The sequence below is a fragment of the Candidatus Villigracilis saccharophilus genome (assembly GCF_016711665.1).
Map to the genome: position 1 here is coordinate 44,581 of NZ_JADJSO010000005.1, position 21,213 is coordinate 65,793.

The following is a 21,213-nucleotide window of genomic DNA, read 5'->3' on the forward strand; positions in this document are numbered from 1 at the left end:
AAATCAATGGTGATAAAATTGCCGTAGATAAAACAAAGGACGCCTTGGGGGAGCATCGAGCCTTTGTTAAAAAAACTTGCTTGGAGAATCAAATATGCCACGTCGCTCACTCGCTCGTCTCTACAAAGACGAGTTCTCTGGATATTCATTTACCAAATTTCAACAAGACCTGCTCGCAGGGCTGACGGTTGCCGCAGTTGCGCTTCCGCTCGCCTTGGCATTCGGTGTTGCCTCTGGCTCAACAGCATCCGCCGGGCTGGTGACCGCCATCATCGCCGGGTTCGTGATCGGCGCGCTGGCGGGTGCGCCCTATCAGATATCCGGGCCAACCGGCGCAATGAGCGCGGTATTAATGCTGCTTGTTCAAAAATACGGGTTGACTGGAATATGGGTCGCTGGTTTGATGGCGGGTATTTTTCTGACAATCATTGGCTTGTTGCGGCTCGGACGCTTTATCGCTTTCATCCCATCCCCGGTCATTACCGGCTTTACCTCAGGCATCGCACTGATCATCTTCATCGGTCAAATAGATAATTTCCTCGGCGTCAAAACCACAGGCGCAGACTCAGCGGCGCTTAAATTTATAGGCTACTTCAAAGGCGGATTCACACCTGACTGGCACGCCATCACCCTCGCTGGGATCGTCATCCTGACCATGGTACTGTGGCCGGTCAAATGGAATGCAAAATTCCCCGCTTCACTATTGGGCATCATCCTGGCAACGGTTCTTAACGCCGCTCTGAACTGGCCTGTCAAAATGATCGGTGTCATCCCCCAGACATTGTTTCTCGCTGACCGCATGAACTTCTCCATGATCCCTTGGGCAAATCTTGGTGATTTTGTTGCACCCGCATTAACCATCACCGCGCTCGGCGCGATCGAAAGCCTGCTGTGCGGTGCGGTTGGCTCGAACATGACCGGCATCCGTCTCCAAGCCAATCAGGAATTGATCGCTCAGGGTTTGGGAAATATGCTGATCCCATTCTTTGGCGGTGTCCCAGCCACGGCGGCAATTGCCCGTGCCAGCGTCGGCATAAAATCCGGTGGACAAACCCGCCTCGTCAGCATCATCCACGCGGTGGGATTATTGCTCTCGATGTTCGTGCTCGCCCCGCTGATGGCGCGCATCCCGCTCGCAGGCCTGGCAGGTGTGCTGATGGTCACAGCGTGGCGCATGAATGAATGGGAAGGCATTCGCTTCATTTTTGGCCACCGTTTCAAAACTGCGATGATCACATTCGGCATCACACTAATTGCAACCATCACGCTTGACCTCACTCAAGCCATTCTGGTGGGCGCTTTCCTGTCTGGGGCGATGTTCCTAAATAACATCGCCACGCTTGAAGTGGAAGTCACTGAAGTGGATGCGGAAAAATTGCGTCAAAGAGGAATTGAGAATGCCGGGCAGTGCAAACATGTGCGCGTCGCCTTCCTGACTGGTCCCCTGTTCTTCGCGGCGACAGGACAATTTAACGAAGCATTTACAAAATTGGGCGATACGCACGCATTGATATTGTCAATGCGCGGTGTGCCATTAATTGATGCATCGGGTTTGGAAGTGATCCACCGTTTGTATGAAAAGATGCATAAACAAGGCAGCACATTGATGTTTGCCGGAGTCCATGAAAATGTGCGTACCATGATGGAGCGCGGCGGATTGGTCAAATTGGTCGGGGAGGAAAATTTCTTTTGGTCCAGTGACCAGGCCATTGTCGAGGCAGAGAAGCGCGGGTGCTACTTCTGTTCCAGTTCCCTCACCCTTGGATAATCCTTGTAAAATCCGCGATAGCTTTCTGGAAGTTTTGCCGCGATCTGGCACATGATCTCATCCGTCGCGTTTCGCATCGCTTCTTCGCGTCCCTGGCCTTTGGGAATTTCAATATAAAACAATTCCCCGGCGACAGCTTTGATCTTTGATCGGCGAAAGCGTTTGAGGTTGGATATAATACCGCGGTCTTCGGTGCCGGTCAGCGCGATGGGTAAAACAGGGTAGCCGCTTTTGCCCGCGAGAAATGCCGCGCCCATTTTGCCTTCCTGCAATGACTCTGTTTTTGAACGTGTGCCTTCCGGTGCGATGACCATGAGCCCGCCTTTTTGCATCCTCGCCAAAATCTCACGCAGCGCAGCGAAATCCGCTTCGAAACGATTCAACCAGATCGCGTTCACAGAACGCCCGATCGCGCCAAAGATCGGGTGATCCTTATATTTTTCAGCCACTGCCATGATCAGGTCTTCCCGCTCGAGCGCATAGATCAATACCGCCGTGTCAAGGCGGCCCAGATGATTGGCGGCGAGGATGACATTGCCTTGCGGAAGTTTATCCATACCGACAACTTCGACATCAGCAATGATATTCATGACAAAACGAACCAACGAACGTATGGTTTTATATTTCATATTTTATTCGCTCAACAATTCCTTTAAACGCGGATGCTCCGCATAATAGCCGCGATTCTTCTCGGGCAGCATGACCGCGATACGGCACATGATCTCATCGGTATATTCCTGTAAAACTTCTTCGCGCTTTTCCTTCGGAAAAGGCGGCAGTACAAAAGATTTGCCCGCTGTAAGTTTAATGTGCGTTCGACGAAACCGCTTAAGATTTCCGAGAAAGATGCGATCTTCTGTGCCAGAGACCGCCACAGGCACGATCTGCCAATTCATCTTTGACGCCAGATAAGCAACTCCGGGCTTGCCCCGCGCCATCTTCTCATCGCGCGCGCGCGTGCCTTCCGGAGCGATCACCAGGGTCTGACCTTCGCTCATACGATTTATCATCTCACGCATGGATTTAAGGTCGGGATGGAAACGATCAATAAAAATCAAGTTAAGGTATTTTCCCAGCCATTTAAGAATCGGGATCTCTCCCCATTTTTCGGCGACAGGGATAAAAAGATTCCAGTTGTCCAGCGCGTAGAACGCCATGGGCGTATCCAGTATGCCAAGATGATTGACAGCGATCACAAATCCGCCTTGTTTGGGCAGATTCTCATATCCATCAGCTTCTATTTTTGTGATGATCCTTAGGACTGTATGTATCAACCAGCGCAGGAACTTTTTCATATTTTTAATTTTACACGGTTTTCTCAAACGAAGTTTCAAAGAAAAAGCCCTGTTTTGACAGAGCTTTTGTGACCTTATCCCCAGATATATTCTGAATTACTCCGACGACGGGCTGTACTTTTGGTTCCATAGACATCGAACATTTTCAGGAAAACTTCGTAATCAGAAGGAGGCATGTTCGTGATATTAAAACCAACCTGATAGGTACTGGGGTCAAGATAATCCATCTTGCACCATATGGCGCGCGCAGAAAAGATCAAGAAATGTTTGTCTGAGATATCGCTGGTCTGATCAATACGCAAACGAAAATCCACTCTTAACTGAACAGGCCGTGAACAATCCAACTTAAAACCGTCTGTACTGATATCTGAAAGATGTCCGATCAATTTACCAGTGACTTCATCCAGAACCCGCATGTAATAAGAAAAATTTCGCCGCGATAATTTCCGTCTTTCTGCAACCATCCAGCCTCCTTGCAAATATGAAAGGTGTCTGGAGTATAAGCCCAAATATCATACACGACAATATAACTAATCAGCTTTCAGAGCGCAAAATATGGGTCAAGATCGTAGCGCCCGAGCCGCCAATATTTTGCGCCATGCCGATCTTCGCGCCATCCACTTGGGTGGGACCACACTCGCCGCGTAATTGTTGGACAACTTCCACAAGTTGATACATCCCCGTCGCGCCGACCGGATGACCTCGTGCTTTTAATCCGCCGCGAGTACAAACGGGCACCCTGCCCTGGATGCTGATCTCGTTATCGAGAGCAAGTCGAACACCCCTGCCTCTTTCAGCAAACCCACTGGCTTCCAATGATAATGCCGCCATGATGGAAAAGGCGTCGTGCAATTCAAAAACATTAATATCGCCGGGTGTTACCCCCGCCATCTCATAAGCCCGCTTTGAAGATTGATATGCAGCCTGCAAAAATAAAGGGTCTTTGCGCGAATGTACCGCGATCGTGTCGGTTGCCGCAGCTGAAGCAGAGACAAGGATGCGCGGCTTGCGCAATATCCTCTCAGCAGGAACAATAACCATTGCAGCAGCCCCATCGCCGGTCGGGGAGGCATCCAACAAGTTGATCGGTGTCGCGACCATGGATGATCTTTCAAATTTCTCAACAGAGATTTTTTCGTGCAAGCGGGCATTTGGGTTGTGCATCGCATTCGCATGTGCATTGATGGAGAAAGGCGCAAAATCTTCATGCTTCCAACCAAATTCATGCATGTATCTTCGCATGACCAGGGCGTTGATGCCAACAAATGAAATTCCCTGATCAACCTCATAATCCGCATCAGCGGCGGTTGCCAGTGCGGCAGTGACGTCACGTCCGGCTTTATCTGTCATTTTTTCGACGCCCACCACCAACGCGGACTCTATATCACCAGAGGCAACAGCCATCAGCGCAGCGCGAAATGCAGCAGCGCCTGAGCCGCAGGCAGCTTCTATCTTCACCGCCTCCTGTTTCCACAGCCCAACCCAATCGGCAAAAAATGTTCCAAGTTGATTCTGTCCATTTACCAGCGGGGACAGCATATTGCCCACGAAGAGCGCGTCCACTTTTTCAAGGCCGGCATCCTGCATAGCGGCAAAAGCGGCATCGCCTCCGATCTCGCGCAGGGATTTCTCCCAATGCTCCCCTATTTTTGTTTGACCTATTCCAAGAATGGCTACTTTTCTCATATTCTAAATTCTACCGCAATGCGCTATCAGGAGCTATCATAAATTTGGGGAACAAAATTGTTGCATACCCGTCTATTTCTTGCTATGCTTGTCAAAGGAGATTAATATGTCACGAACCATTTTCTTATACGCACTTCTTGTCAGCCTGCTGGTTGCAGGCTGCTCCCCGTCCGCCGCCCCGGAGTTACTCAATACCCCTACAGCAAAAGCGCCGATAACATCCAAACCACCAGCACTTGAAGGAAGTTGGCGAATCAGAATGAGTTACTCTGGCGGCATTATGGGATTATCGCGTTCGATTGATATCGCATCAGATGGAAAATATACCGTTACAGACGAAAAGACAAACAAAGCAATTATGGGTGAACTTACAGCGGATATATTATCAGAATTAACACAACAGGTTATAGCCCTTAATTCAATCCCAGCGAATAAAATTGATAGAGCGGGCTGCGCTGATTGTTTTTCATACGATCTGGAAATCCAAAGAAATGGAGAGAAATTCACGGTTCAATTAAATGATGCCGGTATGCAAAATTCTGAATTTGAATCAATAATAGCAAATCTGCGAGGTATGATCGATACAGCTTTGAAATAGAGAAAAAAGTCATTCAAGCGAATGGTTAACCTATGCGACTTCTTACAAAACTAATAGGTAATTTTAATGTACCGTGTCTTCTTTTGTAGTATTCTAAAGACAGAAACAAAAAGGAGGTCGCACCAGAACATATACCACCTAATTGACACCAAGGGAAAGATCGTAGACCCTGATCTGATTTGAACCTGTCCTTTAGAAATCAGATATTCTCAAAAAAAATAGAGTTGCTAAAAGGAGGTTGCGATAGATACACCACCTGAACAACATAAAATTGGGAAGGTCGAAACGCACTGACCTGGTCCAAGTCCAAACTTGAGCACCAGACGTTCCCCAAACGATATGAAGGCTGCTGAGTCGTGCCTTTCCTAATATAATGAAATTCTGACGGATGAGTTAACCCTCATCCGTTTTTTTATAAAAGACCCTGAAGGTTATTGAACCCTGAGGGCCTTTTATAATTTATATTGATTTGAGCGCTTTCAATATCCGATCAAGACCCTGTTCAAGCAGTTTGCGCGAAGTCCCAAAATTTAAGCGGACATGACCTTCCCCACTCGCGCCGAACAGCTTCCCATCACTGAAAGCGACTTTGGCGTATTTTAAGAAGAATTCATAAGGCGAACCGATCAATCCAGTCTGAGTGAAATCAAGCCAACCGAGATAGGTAGCATCAGGCACCGTCAAACGGACTTGTGGCATGTATTCGGTCACATATTCCACAAGAAAATCGCGATTGTCTGTCAGATAGCCACGAAGTTCCTTAAGCCATCCATCACACTCACCAGATAAAGCTGACTGGGCAGCAATTAATCCCATACTGCCAACATGCATACGCTGGTGATTGACTTCCTTTTCATAGCGATCGCGCAATTCATTATCGGTAATAATCGCAAAACCACAGAACAACCCAGCGATGTTGAAAGTCTTGGATGGAGCGACCAAAGTGATAGTATGCTTTGCGATCTCAGCAGACAATTTCGCCAACGGGGTAAATTTGTTATCATCCAAGAGCAGTTCGGAATGAATTTCGTCTGAGACGATCAAGACATTATTCTTGATACAGAGTTCTGCCATTTTCCTCAGATCTTTACGAGAAAAGATAAGACCCAATGGATTATGCGGGTTACACAACAAGAACATCCCAGCTTTCTTAACTTGCATTTCAAATACATCCCAGTCAATTTCGTAACTGAGAATATTTCCAACCACACGCTTGATCAATGGAGACTCAAGCTGCGGAATGCCGATGTTATTTTTCACTTCATGAAATTCATTATAGACGGGTGTTTGTATGAGCACACCTTTTTGGGTCGTACAGGCAATCCGCGCTGCAACGCTAAAACCGCTGACAATTCCGGTTACCGTCACAACCGCTTCAGGCTTGACCTTCCAGCCGTATAACTTATCCATGCGGGAGGCGACAGTCTCCTTTAGTGCATTCGATGGGAGTTCATATCCAAGCACACCATGATCCACCGCTTTATGAAGCGCGCGCAAGATCGGTCTAGGCGCGGGAAACTCCATATCCGCGACCCACATAGGGAGCACATCTTTGGGATAATATTGCCACTTAATTGAGTTACTGGATCTGCGACGATTTGGCACCTGATTGAAGTCTGTCATGAGTTTTCCTCTTATTTTTTATAGGCTATTATCATCCCGTCGCGCATGGGCGCAAGCGAAACGATCCAATCCTTATCAGCAGTAATGCGCCGTGTAAATTCACGCACACCTTCCGTCGCGGGTGAAACATCTTTTTCATCGAAAATCCGTCCGCTCCAGAGCATGTTATCAATGATCAACAACCCTCCGCTACGCAGTTTCTCCTTAATCGGTCCCAACGACTCAGGGTAGGCTTCCTTATCAATGTCGTTGAAAATGATATCAAACAGACTCGATTGCTTGCCAAGAGTTTCAACAGCCTCAGCAACATGAAACTGGACAAGGTCAATACATCCCAGCCTTAACATGTAACTGCTGGCCATTTTTGATAGCTCCTCGTCCCAGACTGTGTGATGAACCACGCCTCCGCCATTCTCCTGTAGAGCCTTCGCAAACCACGCGGTTGAGTAGCCATAGCCCGACCCCAACTCAAAGATGGATTTGGCGCCGATCATACGCGCCAAGTGATAACAATAATATCCGCAAGCGGGACCGATAATGGGGAAATCATGCTTTTCAGCATAGCTCTCCATTTCCAACAATACCTGTTCGCGCGGCGGGACTAGGGATGTCAGATAATCCTGCGCTGTTTGATAAGTTAATTCGCCCATGATACCTCCAAAAATTCAACGGAGAATCAATTTTACTGCTCTTTTGCCGCAATTCAGCAGAGGCACTATTTTTGCGCAATGTAACTGAAAAGTGGTCTGGACTATAATAAAGTTGATTAGTTGATTAGTTGATTAAAGGAAACGCTCAGGTTGTAGAACGAATTTTCACATTGGAGTCCTCCATGACTTTAAGAAACAAGTCAATAATTATCATTGTTACCATCTCTCTCCTAATTATCAGCTTGGTAAATGCATCAGCCCGCTTCATTTTATTAAAGAGCTTCTCCAATCTTGAAGAAGAGTATTGTATTAAAAATGTACAACGCGCATTCAATGCAGTCACCACTGAAAAAAACAATTTATTATCTCATGCAAGTGACTATGCCACCTGGGATGATACTTACGCCTTTACAGAGAATTTAAATCCAGCCTTTATTGCTTCGAATATAACCCCTGATACCTTTATCAATCTAAACATAAATTTTTTTATAATCATGGATAAATCCGGTCAAGTGATCACATCCCATGGATACGACTTAATTAAAAATGAAACTTTGGCCATTTCTGCGAATCTTCTTGACCAGATCATCAATCTTCCCAATTCACAAAACTCCAATCTAAAATCTGGGTCTGCTGGATTTGTATTAATAAACGACCAACCAATCCTTATGGCATATCATCCAATATTGACCAGTAGATCTGAGGGACCGCAGCACGGCATATTGGTGATCGGACGATTCCTGGGGGACAGTTTCGCCGCTCAATTATCTAATACCACTCAATTATCCATTCAAATCGAATCTTATATAAATTCAGCATTACGTCTTGAATTTGAAGGAGCCAAGCAGGTGACTGACAGCGGGCCTGCGATATCCATCAACCCACTCAACTCTAAAAATATTGCTGGTTACATGATGGTTGAGGATGTGTTTAATAATCCAGTCATGATCTTAAAGGCTGCAATGGACAGGGATATCTATAATCATGGGTATGATACGATCCTATTTTTTATTTACATTGTATTCTTTGGCAGCCTTTTCTTTATTCTTACAGCCCTTTACTTACTAGACAGTCAAGTCACTTCTCGTATTGTCAGTTTAAGCAGGTCAGTCATCGGGGTGCGTTTAAGCGGGGACTTGGCCGATCGGGTACCTGTCAGGGGTAAAGATGAAATATCATCCCTTGGCAATGCGATTAATGAAATGCTGCAATCTTTGGAAGCCGCCGATTACAGGCTCCGGCACTCACGAGACGAACTGGAAAAGCTTATTGAAGATCGTACTGCAGAACTCGTCCAGGTCAACCTGGACCTAAAACATGAAATCACTGAACACGAGCTAGGGCGGAAAGCACTTTCTGAAGCATACAATGAAATTCACCTGATCATTAGTTCGATCTCCTCTATTATGATCGGAGTAGACAATAATGGAATGGTGACTCTATGGAATGATGTAGCCAGCAAACTATTATCGTTGTCTTCAGATGATGTTGTCGGTTTGGATTTTTTTGACCTGCCGATTAATTGGAATCGGGAAAAAATCGCACAAGAGGCTGCGGAATGCGTGAAGAGCAACAAAAATATCAGAATGGCCGATATTCTCCTACGGAATCAAACAGATGATATACGTATTCTGGGCATCACTCTGACACCCCTGTTTTTAAAAGATAAGGAACATCCCGGTTTTCTATTGATTGGATCCGATATTACGGAACGGCGATTACTGGAAGATCAAGTGGGGCGGTCTAATAAACTGGAAGCCATTGGCCAATTAGCTGCTGGGGTAGCCCATGAAATAAACACACCTACCCAATTGGTAGGCAGCAATTTGCGTTTTTTGGGCCAACAACTGGATACTATTCTTGGATGGCTCGATAAGTTAGATCAGCAAAAAGACGCGGTCAAAACTGGGATCAAAATTCCTTTATTAGCGATTGATTCAGAGAAAGATGTCACCTTTGCACAATTGGAATACTTCAAGCAAGAAGCACCTAAAGCGATAGAACAATCGCTCGAAGGCATCGACCGTATTTCCCACATTGTAACTGCCATGCGTTTTTCACACACCCTGGAAGTGAGAACAAGGAGATCGCCGACCTGAATCAAATCATTCAGAATGCCATTTCCCTTTCCCGCAACGAATGGAAAATTATAGCGGAAATCAAAGCCGACCTCGACCCAAATCTTCCTGGTGTGGAGTGTCTACCCATCGAGTTGAGTCAGGTCGTGCTTAATATAATAATTAATGCCATCCACGCCATTCAAGACTCTGGCGAAGAGAAAGGTCAGATTGTTATTGCCAGCCGTCAAGCGGGAGAATTAATCGAAATGAGTATCACTGACAACGGAACAGGTATCCCAAAAGAAATCCAAAGCAAGATTTTTGATCCTTTTTTTACAACCAAGGATATAGGCCGTGGAACAGGCCAGGGGCTGGCGATTGCATATACTGTGATCGTTAAAAAACATGGCGGCACATTGGAATTCGAGAGCGAGACCGGCAAGGGGACAACGTTTACCATTCGTTTACCTAGAAGAGCAAATTATGACTGATAAAATTCTTCTTGTTGACGATGAAATTCTCCTGCTCAATTCACTCCGGCGCGAGTTGAGTACGCAATACAATATTGATGTCGCTGAAAGTGGCTTTGAAGGATTGGAAAAGATTTCCAGCAGCGGTCCTTATGCCGTGATTGTATCGGATTTCCGCATGCCAAAAATGGATGGAATTAAATTTCTAACTCAGGCAATGGACTTAGCTCCTAACACCGTTCGCATGATCCTGACTGGCAATGCTGACCTGCCAACAGCCATGGATGCCATTAATAAGGGTCAAATATTTCGCTTCCTCTCCAAGCCCTGTTCAGGCAAATTACTCACCCAATCATTAAACGCCGGCTTAAGACAGTACCAATTGATCATGTCTGAAAAAGAGCTTCTTGAAAACACACTAAAAGAATCCATTAGTATGCTTACAGAAGTACTGGCAATCGTTAATCCCAAAGCGTATGGGCGCTCATTACGCACCCAACAACTTGTCGCTCATATTGTTAAAGAAGCTAAAAATTAACAACGGTTGGCAATATGAGATGGCAGCCGCTCTTTCGCAATTAGGCTGGATCACTTTTTCACAACAGATGCTGGATAAAATTGAAGATAACCAGATGTTCAATGCGCCAGAGGCTGTGATATTTTCAAACCACCCCTTTGCAGCCAGTAAACTATTGAAAAACATACCCCGCCTTGAACTGGTTACGAAAGTGATCATCGGTCAAGATCGTTCGATTGATGATCTGTGCCTTGATCCATCTTTCCCGGAAATCTATATGGTTGATCTGGGATCGCATATTCTCAAGATCTGCATAGACTATGATCAACTTCTGTTAAAGGGTTTTATGCATGACGAGATCCTTGCCAAGTTAAAAGCCACTCTAAATCGTTATATGCCAGAAGTCATTCAAGCGCTAACCACCCTGCACAGCTTTCAGCCCATTCCGGAAGAAAACCGAGTCAGGGAGATTACGCTTAAGGAGCTTGAGGTTGGTATGCTTGCAGTCAAACCGATTAAAGATATTAATGGAAGGGTCTTAATTGAAGGAAACGCGTATATTACTCGTTCAAATATAATCAAACTTCTCGGCCTGTCTGCTGAAGCAAACATAATAGTAGAGCCTATCAAAATCGCGCGAAAGGATAATTACGGATAACCAAAGCGTGCGATTTATTCGAGTCTTACACCTACATTATTCCTGACACGGGATAATTACGCCAGGAATTTTTATCAGTTTTGTAAGGATATAGTATTTTCTTCGGAAAGTGATATGATGTAACTATAAAAGAAACGAAAAGGCAAAATCGGTGAAAACCGACGACGCAAAGCCACGGGTCTAAAACCGAGAAATCGGTCACGATCGCCAGGCCGCCGAAGTTGAGACAATTGTTACCTGTCTTGCAGGCCTGGCAAAAAGCCAGGGCGTTTGGATATTATTCGCTCCGTTGGCGCACTGCTTACCGATCAGGCCGCTGCCCGATTACGCCTGGAAAAAGAAATCGTCGCAGTCGTGCCTAATGGAACTATTCAATCCAGCGATGATGATAAACCTGGCGAGGATGACAAGGAAAAGAAGAAAGATAGTAAAGATAGTAATGTTGAAGAAAAGAATAAGGAAAAAGGCGTTACCACCACCGACTATCCGAACGTGATCGGTGCTGATATCGTTTGGGGAGAGGGAGTGATCGGCTCTGGCGTGACCGTGGCAGTACTCGATACAGGTATATTCGGCGAATTGCCGATGTTAGCAAAAGGCGCGAACAATAAATCCAATCGTATTGTTGCATGGAAGGATTTTATTTCCTCAAGCCGCAAACCCATTGATCCCAACGGCCACGGGTCCCACGTCGCCGGTATCATTGCCAACAGCCAGAAGGGCGCAGATGGCGACTGGAATGGAGTAGCTCCAGATGTCAAACTTGCTGGTGTGCGCGTTCTGGATGAAACCGGATACGGCACCTACGAAACAGTGATCATGGGGCTTCAGTGGGTTCTCGAAAATCAAGCACGCTATAATATCCGGATCGTCAATCTCTCCCTAGTCGCTCCGGTTCAATCTCCATATTGGGCTGATCCTCTTAATCAAGCAGTAACCCAGGTTTGGGCAAATGGTTTGACCGTGATTGTTGCCGCGGGCAATAACGGACCAGATCCTATGACCGTCACGGTTCCGGGGAATAACCCATACGTTATCACAGTAGGTGCATTCACTGACAATTTCACCCCCGCAGACTGGAACGACGACTATATTACTCCGTTTTCTGGTACAGGACCTACCCTGGATGGTTTTGTAAAACCCGATCTAATCGCTCCAGGTGGACACATCACCTCAGTGGTACCGGCAAAATCAGTGCTTGTCAAACAATATCCGGATAATTGGATTAAAAAATCCTATTTCAATCTGGCAGGAACCTCGCAAGCGACAGCGGTCGTCTCAGGTGTCGCGGCACTTGTTATTTCAAACAACCCTGCCCTTACTCCTAACGAAGTCAAAATGCGGTTAACAGGCACTGCCCTCCCATGGGTGGATGCGAACACCACCGACGCCTTATACAGCATGTGGCAGCAGGGCGCGGGCATGGTAAATGCTCCTGACGCAGTCTTCGCTGAAGTCAGCGGAACCGCCAATGACGGGATGGATATCCAAGCCGACCTGGCTGGAACGATCCATTACGAAGGCTACTCATACTACGACGAAGCTACCGCTACCTTCCGCTTATATGATCCATACGCAGACTGGGCTGGCGGTTACGGAGTATGGGATGGAGCTCGCGGAACCTGGGCTGGAGCTCGCGGAACCTGGGCCGGTGAATATGGCGCTTGGGCTGGAGCTCGCGGAACCTGGGCTGGTGCGCGCGGAACGTGGGCTGGAGCTCGCGGTACATGGGCCGGTGCACGTGGAACGTGGGCTGGGGCTCGCGGTACATGGGCCGGCGGTTACAGCACGTGGGCTGGCGCACGTGGAACGTGGGCTGGGGCTCGCGGTACATGGGCCGGTACTATTTCAGATCCCACATTCATGGATGGCTTTGCAGCCGGGGAAAGTCCGGATGCTGAAAATTCCAACACAGCTACATCGTTCTTCCTGCTCGACCAATAATACAATAGACATAAAGAACATAAAAGCCCCCGACCTCAAAAGTCGGGGGCTTTTTAAATTAAGCAAAAATATAGAAAAGAACGAGCAATAAAATTATGAATTGTGAGGAAAATGCAACTCCCGTTCCAGGGTATCCAGTTTTTGGATATCCAAACGAGCGCCTAATTGATTGAAGGTTCTTTCTGCATTCTTAAGATAGGATTTGGAAAGTTCGCGGTCTGATTTAAGCGCAGCAAGACGTGCCCGCCGCATCAGTAAACGTCCGTGCTCCAAATGATTGTCAGTCGCTTCAAAGATCTGCTCCGCCTGACGATATTGTCTTTCGGCTTCGTCCGCATTATTCATGGCCAAGGCAACATCGCCCAGCAATCTCAAGGCGGTCCCTTTGACTTCTGTGTCAGTATCGGCGGTAAATTCAGCCAGCAAGGAAACAGCGGATTCTCCACACTGGGCAGCCTTTATAAGGTCATTCATTCCAAGGTAAATACTACCCTTATTCACGAACACATCCACCAAGGTAGCTTTTTCTCCAAGACTCTTGAGCAATGCTTCACTTCGCAAGCTGTGTTCAAGAGCAAGTGACCATTCTCCAAGAGCATTGAAAAGTACGCTCAGATTATGATTAGACAATGCAATATGAAAATTATGACCGATTTGCTCAGCTTGATTCAACGCTTCTTCCAGGTATTGCCGAGCCTCATCTGTATTACCACGGTCAATCTGCAGCAGCCCCAGATTACCATTGAGCATAATAATCCCCTCCATATCGCCCAGCCTCGTCTGTAATTCTGCGCTACGCTTAAAATTATCCAAAGCCTCATCCCAGTCGCCCAGTTTCCAGCCAAGATTGCCAAGATTATTATATGAACGCGCAACACCCAAAATATCGCCGATCTCTTCACGAATGGAGATGCTCTTAGCAACGAAAATACGAGCCTGTTTTAACTGATCCTTTTGATAATGTACCCCGCCAAGGCGGTTGTAAACCGATGAAACAACATCCAAGCGGGCAGCTTTTTCAGCCAGGGTCTGGGCTTGCATCAGGTAATTCTCGGCCTCGTCCAAATTGCTGCGGCGAAAGTAAATCCAACCAGTATCATTCAGGATTTGAGAGAGTTCAGCGGGTGAATCCAGCCCATTCTCCAAAAGTATCTTACGTGCAATCCCAAGGCAGACCAATGCTTGATCATAATCACCCTGACCTTCATGGGTCATTCCGATCTTTCTTTGTATACTACAGGCAATTTCAGGACTGACATTCTTATCCTCGGCAATCAATCGGGCGGCGCGCCCATAAGCCGCCCGTGTATTCGGATAGTCGCCAGCCAATGACAGAGCATCTCCCAATCCGACATGAATCTGAATAGCCTGTTGGGGCAGGTGTTCGACTTTGGGTAATAACGACAACGCGTCTTCAAAATATTTTTGCGCCTGTGCCGTATTGTAGTTGCGCGCAGACTTCTGTCCGGCCAAAATCAAGTAATAAAGGGCACGCTCTTCGTGGTCACTCCAAAAATAATGGCGGGCAAGAACATCAATCTGGTTTTCGAGATTATCCGCAAACAGCTTTTCAATGGTCTCAGCCACCCGGCCATGCAATTCCTTCTGCTCGCGCTTAAGTAAAGTACTATAAATCGTGTCTGCAACCAGAACGTGCTTATACATATACTCGCCGCCAGGCGACAGGTCGGGGAGAATAAACTCACGTTCGAGCAAGACGCGCATGGATTGATTAACTTCCTCGACGGTGAGGGTTGGCAGGCATTCAATAATGATGGCGCGTGTAAATGAGCGGCCGATCACACTTGCAACTTTCAAAATATGGCGCTGAATCAATTCAAGATGATCAAAACGCGTCAGGATCAATCCTTCGATGGTATCGGGAACACCCAATAGGATAAGGTCGACCTTGTCTGCAAGCCGCCAATGCCCATCGACCCGAATCAGCAGGTTTCGATCCATCAACATGCGCAGAATTTCCTCCAGATACAAGGGAATACCGGAGGCCAGTTGAACAATATGAGCACGCATCGCCTCCGGCATGTTCTGGATCGCCAATAGTTGCGAGAAAAGCCGGTCACTTTGATCTGGAGACAGGCTCTTCAGCGATAAATCTGTGAACCGCAACCGGAGAAGTTCACTGGCCCTTTTTGTAATATCAGCGAGTTTTCCATCCCCAAAAGAACGGGATACAGCCACGATCACGATTGGATTTTTAACCAGACTATCCATTAAAAACTCGAGCAATTCCAAAGAACCCGAATCTGCCCAATGCAAATCCTCGAGGATCAACACAACCGGCTTCTGACTTGTTTCTGCGAGGATTAGATCTCGGACAGCCAGAAATATTTGCTGACGAAGCTGTTCAGCCGCCAAATAGTTGATCCGTTTTGCCGTCTCAGGATTTGAGAGCGGCAAGAGAGCATCTGCTCGAGATAGGGCAAAACATCATCGACCCGGTTGGGCAATACACGGATAACACGCTCACGTAATCTGGCCTGGCATTCGCTTCTCGGAGTTTCAGCATCCGCATCCAGCAAGCGCAGGAGCATATCCTGGAAAATCCAATAGGAGATACCCTTTCGATAGATCAGACTATAGCCTTCCAGGACCTGCACCGGTAGTTGTGATAGGAAGAATTTAAATTCTGAAATCAATCGGCTCTTCCCAATACCCGCCTCCCCGCTGACCGCAGAGAAACGCCCCAATTTTTCACTATTCATGGCATTAACAGTCTGGTTCAGACGTGCAAGTTCACCGTCACGACCAACCATCGGAGCGTATAAACCTTCGATCCCACGCACCGAACCCGGCTTGGTTTTCGTCCCAAGTACACGATGAGTAACGACCGGCTGGCTGACACCTTTCAAGTGCAAGGGCGGAACCGCCTCAAAATCAAATAAGGTACGTACCTGTTTATATACAACATCGCTGACAAGAATTGTGCCGGAATCAGCCGCAGTTTCAATGCGGCTGGCCATGTTGACCACATCGCCAATGGCAGTGTAATTCATCATCATGTTCGAGCCAATCCCTCCGACCACGACACTACCCGAATGCAGGCCAATGTGCGCCTTGATGTCCGAACCGAGGCGGTCTTTAAGTTCCGCGCTCAATTTTTCCAGATCAGATTGCATGTCGAGCGCAGCGCGTATGGCAAGTTCGGCACTATTCTCATGTGCTATAGGCGCGCCAAAGAGAGCCATCAATCCATCCCCGGTGAATTTATCCACCATCCCATCATACTTATATACATCATTCGCGAACATTTTAGTACAGCGTTGCACCAATTCGTATACCTGTTCGCTATCATTAAGCTGCTCGGAAAGATGGGTATATCCTGATAAATCTACAAACAGCACTGTTACCTTGCGGTGCTGACCAGTGGCTTCAAGACCTGCCTGTCTGAATCTATCCAACAAATCTGCCCCGACTAATTCGCCCAGCTGGTTGGCACCTTCGTGATCGGGAATAGGTTCAATAACAGGCAGGACGCCCGTCGCCAATAGACGCAGGCCGCAATTCCCACAAAAACGCATGTTTGGAGGATTAACAAAACCGCAATTTCTACATTGAATGGATGACATTGACAGGTTTAATCTTGGATATGTGACAAAGGTTATAAAAATTTGAAAGGAAATCTGGTTGACACAACCATTTTATTTGATACCAACAAGGAGTGTATTCTCGATCGAAATTTCTCAGTGGATAAAATTATTATACTATTCCTTTTTCCTTAGAACCTGCCAAAATACACACAGTTTAAGTGAACATAAAACAATAATTCTTGTCAATATAATTGGCAAGTAAATTTCCAGCGTTATTATCCCGCCTATTATTTGTCAAACCCAAGGCTTAAAATAAAATCAGGAAAGACAGGCTGTCTTTCCCGATTTTTATGTTAGATACAAGCCAGGAAATTATGGGTTACCGATCAAGGCAAAGACACCGATATTGCTTGTTGGACCCACAGCGCTTGAAACGCAGAGGGTGCCATCCGCGACAACTGCGCCGGGAACTTCAATCCAAACAAACGGGGTTGCTTCCTCGTTCAGTTTGTAAATTTTAGCTTCTTTGGAAGCAAGTTCGGTCGGGTAAGCGTAACAGACCTTGACAATGGTATCCGTGGAAGGGGCGGTGACCTTGAATACATCGCCAACAAAGGTTTTCCCTTCCGGAGCTGCGACATAAGCAGTAACAGGGTCTGCCACATTCAAAACGCTGATACAAACAGTCTCATTTGGTGTGAATATCGCGGTCCGCATATCTACCGGCCCGCCGACACAAGCCGGGGCGCCGACAGCAGGAACCAATCCACTTGTGTCCGCCGCTGATCCACCCGTCTCAGGAACAGGCGGGACAGTGCCTGCTAATTTAGGCGCAGCCCATGTTCCGGCTGCGATCAAAACAAGCACCATAGCCAGAGCTACCGCGATTACAAAACGATTTTTTATATTCATTTTTATTCTCCTTTAAAAAATTTATTAATCTAGAGGATTGATATCCAATTAGTCAATGGCTACATTATAATGAATTGGTACAGTAAAATCATTACGGATTTTTTACGGATTTGGAATCCTTCTCATTAGACAATCTGACCCCAAAAATACTCCCATTTATATAAATGAAAAAAACAGACACATCACATATTGAGCTATTGAAAGAAATCCTTTCAAACCTACGCACCCCGGATATGCTGAACGATCATCCCTGGGAAGTTCCAGGAACAAGCAAATCATCCGGGGAACAGCTTGTACAAGTGGTAACGGACGTTTTTCGCAAAATGATGCCGCCCAACCCGCCGCGCAAGGGAAAAAGACTGGATACACGCTGGGGGGTGTTTGGAATCCTTGCGGCGCAGTATTTCGCTCCGTTTTTACGCGGGGAGCCTTTTCCCTCCAGCCTGCGAGATGCCTGGGAAAGCCTTGATAATTCCATTTTATTCTTTGTATATGGCCGCATAGATGGACTCACTGATCTTGAGCGGGCAACATATCGCTTTACAGGCAATGAACCCCAGCCATCCGCGAACAGCACACTCAGCGACTGGCAGCGCAAAGGGATTGAACAACTGGCCGAAATGGTGAATATGGAACAAAAACGCCTGAACACCGATCATGTGCCCCCCCCCGCCAAGCGGAATATCTCAAAGCAGGCAGTCATGGCATTCTCTCTTCTAGTGCTGTTTGCCATAACTTTTCTCGGCTGGAAGGCTTGGAATATTTATCAACACGTACTGGCGATTGAAACGAAAGCAAACACATTGGAAACCTACCTTATCCCGACGCCCGATCTCGAGAAGCTACCGGAAATGGCCAGTAAAGTACATGAGCTGCGAATTAACCTAGATACGCTTGAGACTGAAGTACGACCCTATCTATGGATGGCACCATACCTGGCTTGGATCCCTAAATACGGCGGAACGATCAGTCAGGCAGAGCCGGTTCTTGCTCTGGCGCAGAACCTCGCGAGCGCAGCAGACGAGGGATTGAATGCGATTACACCTGCAATTGAAACCGCATTGTTAAACGACCAGCCATTGGAGGTGATGGACCTGCTTCTGAAATTACAATCTGCAAGCCCGCAGTTGTTGAATGCGCAGATCTCGCTGGCGCAGGCTCAAGAAGCGCGAAAAAAGATCGATGCGGGGATATTGATCCCAAAGATAAAAAATATTGTGGAAGGTAAGATCGATCCGCTTTTCAACTCGCTTTCGGGTGCATTCCCCATGGAAGACGCCTTGAGCATGGTCCGCATTGCTCCACAATTACTGGGAGGCGGCGAAGCTGGTCCCCAGACCTATTTAATTCTCATGCAAAATGAAGATGAACTGCGTCCAACAGGCGGGTACCTAACTGCGGCAGGCTCAGCAGTAGTGATGGATGGGAAGTTGATCAGTATCAATATTGAATCTTCAGAATTAGTGGATGATCTCAGCAAACCCCACCCCATTCCACCCTGGCAATTTGAGGAGTTCATGAATATCGAAATGTTGCTATTCAGAGATTCGAATTGGTTCACGAACTTCCCAACCACCGCTTCTTGGGCAGAATATTTTTACTCTTATTCCAAATCAACTTCCGCAAACGGCGTCATCGCCATGGACACGCATATGATCGTACGCCTGCTGGAAACACTAGGACCAGTGCGTGTTGATAACGTAAGTTTCCCCATCACTCATGAGAACGTGCTGGATTATATGCGCTCCGCCGAGGAAACACGACCCAAAGGCGTAGCCGGCAAGTGGGACCGTAAACAATTCATCAGCAAACTTGCGAAACCTTTACTGGAAAAAATACTGAACGCGCGCGGACAAGTATGGACCAAACTCATGCCTGTGATGCTTGAACTCCTTGATGAAAAGCACCTTCTTTTGCAATTTGACAATGAAGAAGCGGGCAAATTTCTGGAACGCAGGAATTGGGACGGCTCCGTACGCATCCCGCAAAACTCTGATTACCTGATGACAGTGGATACCAATATGGGGTACAACAAATCGAATGCAGTTATGGAGATGGCATTTGAATACAATATTGATTTGACTACCCCAGAAATCCCCATCGGTTTTTTGCAGGTAAAACAAACCAATCTTTCAAAGGCCAGTATTGTTTGTGAACCCTATGGCACCTTGAGATACCTTCTTCCACCAACATCTCCAAGTGTGATACCAGACCCAATTTATAACATTGAAGAATGTCATTGGGGCTACTTGCGAATATACATACCCCAAGGGAACAGAGTTATTACGCTCAAATCCAAAACAGATCGAAGCAGAATCCACGATGTTAGGTCAGACCATCCCTGCCCGCACAGACGACCTTGGCAGCGAGGATATCTCAGGCGCGCAGGTCTTTGGCATGATGGTAATCACGCCAACACGCCAGTCTACAAATACCATATTTGAATATAACCTTCCAGCCAATGTCGTAACATGGGACGATGAAAATCAGTCGTGGACATACCGGCTGAAGGTACAAAAACAACCGGGTATGGTCTCACAGCCTTTTGTCCTGACAGTAAATCTGCCCAGCGGAGTCAGAATCAAAAGCGCCAACATTCCCCTTGACAGAAAATGCTGACGCATGGACAGCGCGATTGGAACTACGCAATGACCCCCCTTGCAAACTGACAATCATTACTGCAACCATTATAGCGTTCCAGACTTTCCACATCAACTGTTAACTTCTCTGCAAGCAATTTAGAGGAGATCAGTTCCTCGTCATTTACCTCATACACAGTAAATGATGGGAGACCGGTCTCGTCTTCTGCGCCTACCGGAACAACGATTGGGTAATCCACCCAGACGGGAGGTGTAATCTTGTAATTGACTGCGATGATAGCCTGGACGGTCGTATTGTAATTGACTGCAATTAGGTCCAGGGTTTCCTGTTCCTTAACGACATGAATAAGATAGGTCTGGTTTCCACCTAAAGGGACACGAGTTACCTCAAAAGCGAGAATGGGGCGAGGTAATTCGGGAGTTGAACTGGGAATGGGCACTACAGCGACAGATTCTGATAAGGTGGGCGTCGGATCTTGAGCGGCAGGCGCAGATATCATAGTTGGTTGAACAACAAGGGGCAGGATTGGCTCTGGGACATCTATCTGTGAACCTTTGGGCCAAAGCAAGGGACGGACCACAAAAAAGGTAATACCCAACAAAACGATAACAAAAATCGGGATGAACTTCAATAAATTCCCGCTGATTGGTAAGGCGGTTCCACGCAAATCCGCCGGCATGGAAACCCGCCCCTGCGCCAGATAAACCGGGCATTCGACATGCGCTCTGCCGAGGCAGTGGCTCTTTTGATGCCCAAGGCTGGGCAGGGTGGGATTCCTGCAATTCAAACAAAAATTGGCAACCGAGGGAAATCCCATGTGGGTTGCATTATCCTGGCGCAACCCTAAATGCGGGCAGACTGTTCTTTGTTGACCTGGCATGCT

The 21,213-nt window shown here is 47.0% G+C and carries 18 protein-coding genes and 1 riboswitch; of the genes, 8 read left to right on the top strand and 10 right to left on the bottom strand.

Going from position 1 to position 21,213, the window contains the following annotated elements; genetic code table 11:
* Positions 1-94: 94 nt before the first annotated feature.
* Positions 95-1,768, top strand: coding sequence for a SulP family inorganic anion transporter (locus IPL17_RS02385; RefSeq protein WP_345305476.1), 1,674 nt, complete (start codon positions 95-97; stop codon positions 1,766-1,768).
* Here IPL17_RS02385 and IPL17_RS02390 read toward each other — a convergent pair.
* The 4 genes from IPL17_RS02390 to IPL17_RS02405 form a co-directional block, all read right to left on the bottom strand.
* On the bottom strand, positions 1,735-2,397 hold the full coding sequence (locus tag IPL17_RS02390; RefSeq protein ID WP_345305477.1) for a lysophospholipid acyltransferase family protein: 663 nt from the start codon (positions 2,395-2,397) through the stop codon (positions 1,735-1,737). The two genes, IPL17_RS02385 and IPL17_RS02390, sit on opposite strands and share 34 nt — an antisense overlap.
* A 3-nt stretch (positions 2,398-2,400) precedes the next feature.
* Positions 2,401-3,063, bottom strand: a complete 663-nt coding sequence (locus IPL17_RS02395; protein WP_345305478.1) for a lysophospholipid acyltransferase family protein — start codon at positions 3,061-3,063, stop codon at positions 2,401-2,403.
* A gap of 74 nt (positions 3,064-3,137) precedes the next feature.
* Complete coding sequence (locus tag IPL17_RS02400; RefSeq protein ID WP_345305479.1) at positions 3,138-3,527, bottom strand: PilZ domain-containing protein; 390 nt, start codon at positions 3,525-3,527, stop codon at positions 3,138-3,140.
* A gap of 70 nt (positions 3,528-3,597) precedes the next feature.
* Positions 3,598-4,749, bottom strand: coding sequence for a thiolase domain-containing protein (locus IPL17_RS02405; protein WP_345305480.1), 1,152 nt, complete (start codon positions 4,747-4,749; stop codon positions 3,598-3,600).
* A 106-nt stretch (positions 4,750-4,855) separates the two neighbouring features.
* Here IPL17_RS02405 and IPL17_RS02410 point away from each other — a divergent pair, with 106 nt between their 5' ends.
* Complete coding sequence (locus IPL17_RS02410) at positions 4,856-5,347, top strand: hypothetical protein (protein ID WP_345305481.1); 492 nt, start codon at positions 4,856-4,858, stop codon at positions 5,345-5,347.
* Between the two features lie 459 nt (positions 5,348-5,806).
* On the opposite strand, the gene IPL17_RS02415 is transcribed toward IPL17_RS02410, so the two are convergent.
* Both IPL17_RS02415 and IPL17_RS02420 read right to left on the bottom strand, forming a co-directional pair.
* Positions 5,807-6,970 (bottom strand): MalY/PatB family protein, encoded by a 1,164-nt coding sequence (locus IPL17_RS02415; protein WP_345305482.1) that lies wholly within the window; start codon positions 6,968-6,970, stop codon positions 5,807-5,809.
* 11 nt (positions 6,971-6,981) lie between these two features.
* On the bottom strand, positions 6,982-7,620 hold the full coding sequence (locus IPL17_RS02420) for an O-methyltransferase (RefSeq protein WP_345305483.1): 639 nt from the start codon (positions 7,618-7,620) through the stop codon (positions 6,982-6,984).
* 182 nt (positions 7,621-7,802) lie between these two features.
* Here IPL17_RS02420 and IPL17_RS02425 point away from each other — a divergent pair, with 182 nt between their 5' ends.
* From IPL17_RS02425 to IPL17_RS02445, 5 genes are all read left to right on the top strand, one after another.
* Complete coding sequence (locus tag IPL17_RS02425) at positions 7,803-9,719, top strand: CHASE4 domain-containing protein (protein WP_345305484.1); 1,917 nt, start codon at positions 7,803-7,805, stop codon at positions 9,717-9,719.
* 92 nt (positions 9,720-9,811) lie between these two features.
* The gene (locus IPL17_RS02430; protein ID WP_345305485.1) at positions 9,812-10,171 is read left to right on the top strand and encodes an ATP-binding protein; all 360 of its coding nucleotides are present in this window, start codon (positions 9,812-9,814) and stop codon (positions 10,169-10,171) included.
* A complete protein-coding gene (locus IPL17_RS02435; RefSeq protein ID WP_345305486.1) occupies positions 10,164-10,688 on the top strand; it encodes a response regulator in 525 nt (174 codons plus the stop codon). Before IPL17_RS02430 ends, IPL17_RS02435 begins: the two co-directional genes overlap by 8 nt.
* A 19-nt stretch (positions 10,689-10,707) precedes the next feature.
* Positions 10,708-11,325, top strand: a complete 618-nt coding sequence (locus tag IPL17_RS02440; protein WP_345305487.1) for an HD domain-containing phosphohydrolase — start codon at positions 10,708-10,710, stop codon at positions 11,323-11,325.
* A gap of 131 nt (positions 11,326-11,456) precedes the next feature.
* Positions 11,457-11,545, top strand: a riboswitch (cyclic di-GMP riboswitch).
* Between the two features lie 50 nt (positions 11,546-11,595).
* Entirely contained in the window at positions 11,596-13,269 is a 1,674-nt protein-coding gene (locus IPL17_RS02445) for a S8 family peptidase (RefSeq protein WP_345305488.1), read from the top strand.
* A gap of 93 nt (positions 13,270-13,362) precedes the next feature.
* Here the strand turns inward: IPL17_RS02445 and IPL17_RS02450 are convergent, their stop codons facing one another.
* From IPL17_RS02450 to IPL17_RS02460, 3 genes are all read right to left on the bottom strand, one after another.
* Positions 13,363-15,687, bottom strand: a complete 2,325-nt coding sequence (locus IPL17_RS02450) for a tetratricopeptide repeat protein (RefSeq protein WP_345305489.1) — start codon at positions 15,685-15,687, stop codon at positions 13,363-13,365.
* Entirely contained in the window at positions 15,594-16,808 is a 1,215-nt protein-coding gene (locus tag IPL17_RS02455) for an adenylate/guanylate cyclase domain-containing protein (protein WP_345305490.1), read from the bottom strand. The genes IPL17_RS02450 and IPL17_RS02455 overlap by 94 nt, the downstream gene beginning before the upstream one ends.
* Positions 16,809-17,189: 381 nt before the next feature.
* A complete protein-coding gene (locus tag IPL17_RS02460; protein WP_345305491.1) occupies positions 17,190-17,729 on the bottom strand; it encodes a hypothetical protein in 540 nt (179 codons plus the stop codon).
* A 164-nt stretch (positions 17,730-17,893) separates the two neighbouring features.
* Here IPL17_RS02460 and IPL17_RS02465 point away from each other — a divergent pair, with 164 nt between their 5' ends.
* Entirely contained in the window at positions 17,894-20,173 is a 2,280-nt protein-coding gene (locus IPL17_RS02465; protein ID WP_345305492.1) for a DUF4012 domain-containing protein, read from the top strand.
* 197 nt (positions 20,174-20,370) lie between these two features.
* On the opposite strand, the gene IPL17_RS02470 is transcribed toward IPL17_RS02465, so the two are convergent.
* Positions 20,371-21,210, bottom strand: a complete 840-nt coding sequence (locus tag IPL17_RS02470; RefSeq protein WP_345305493.1) for a LysM domain-containing protein — start codon at positions 21,208-21,210, stop codon at positions 20,371-20,373.
* Between the last annotated feature and the right edge of the window lie 3 nt (positions 21,211-21,213).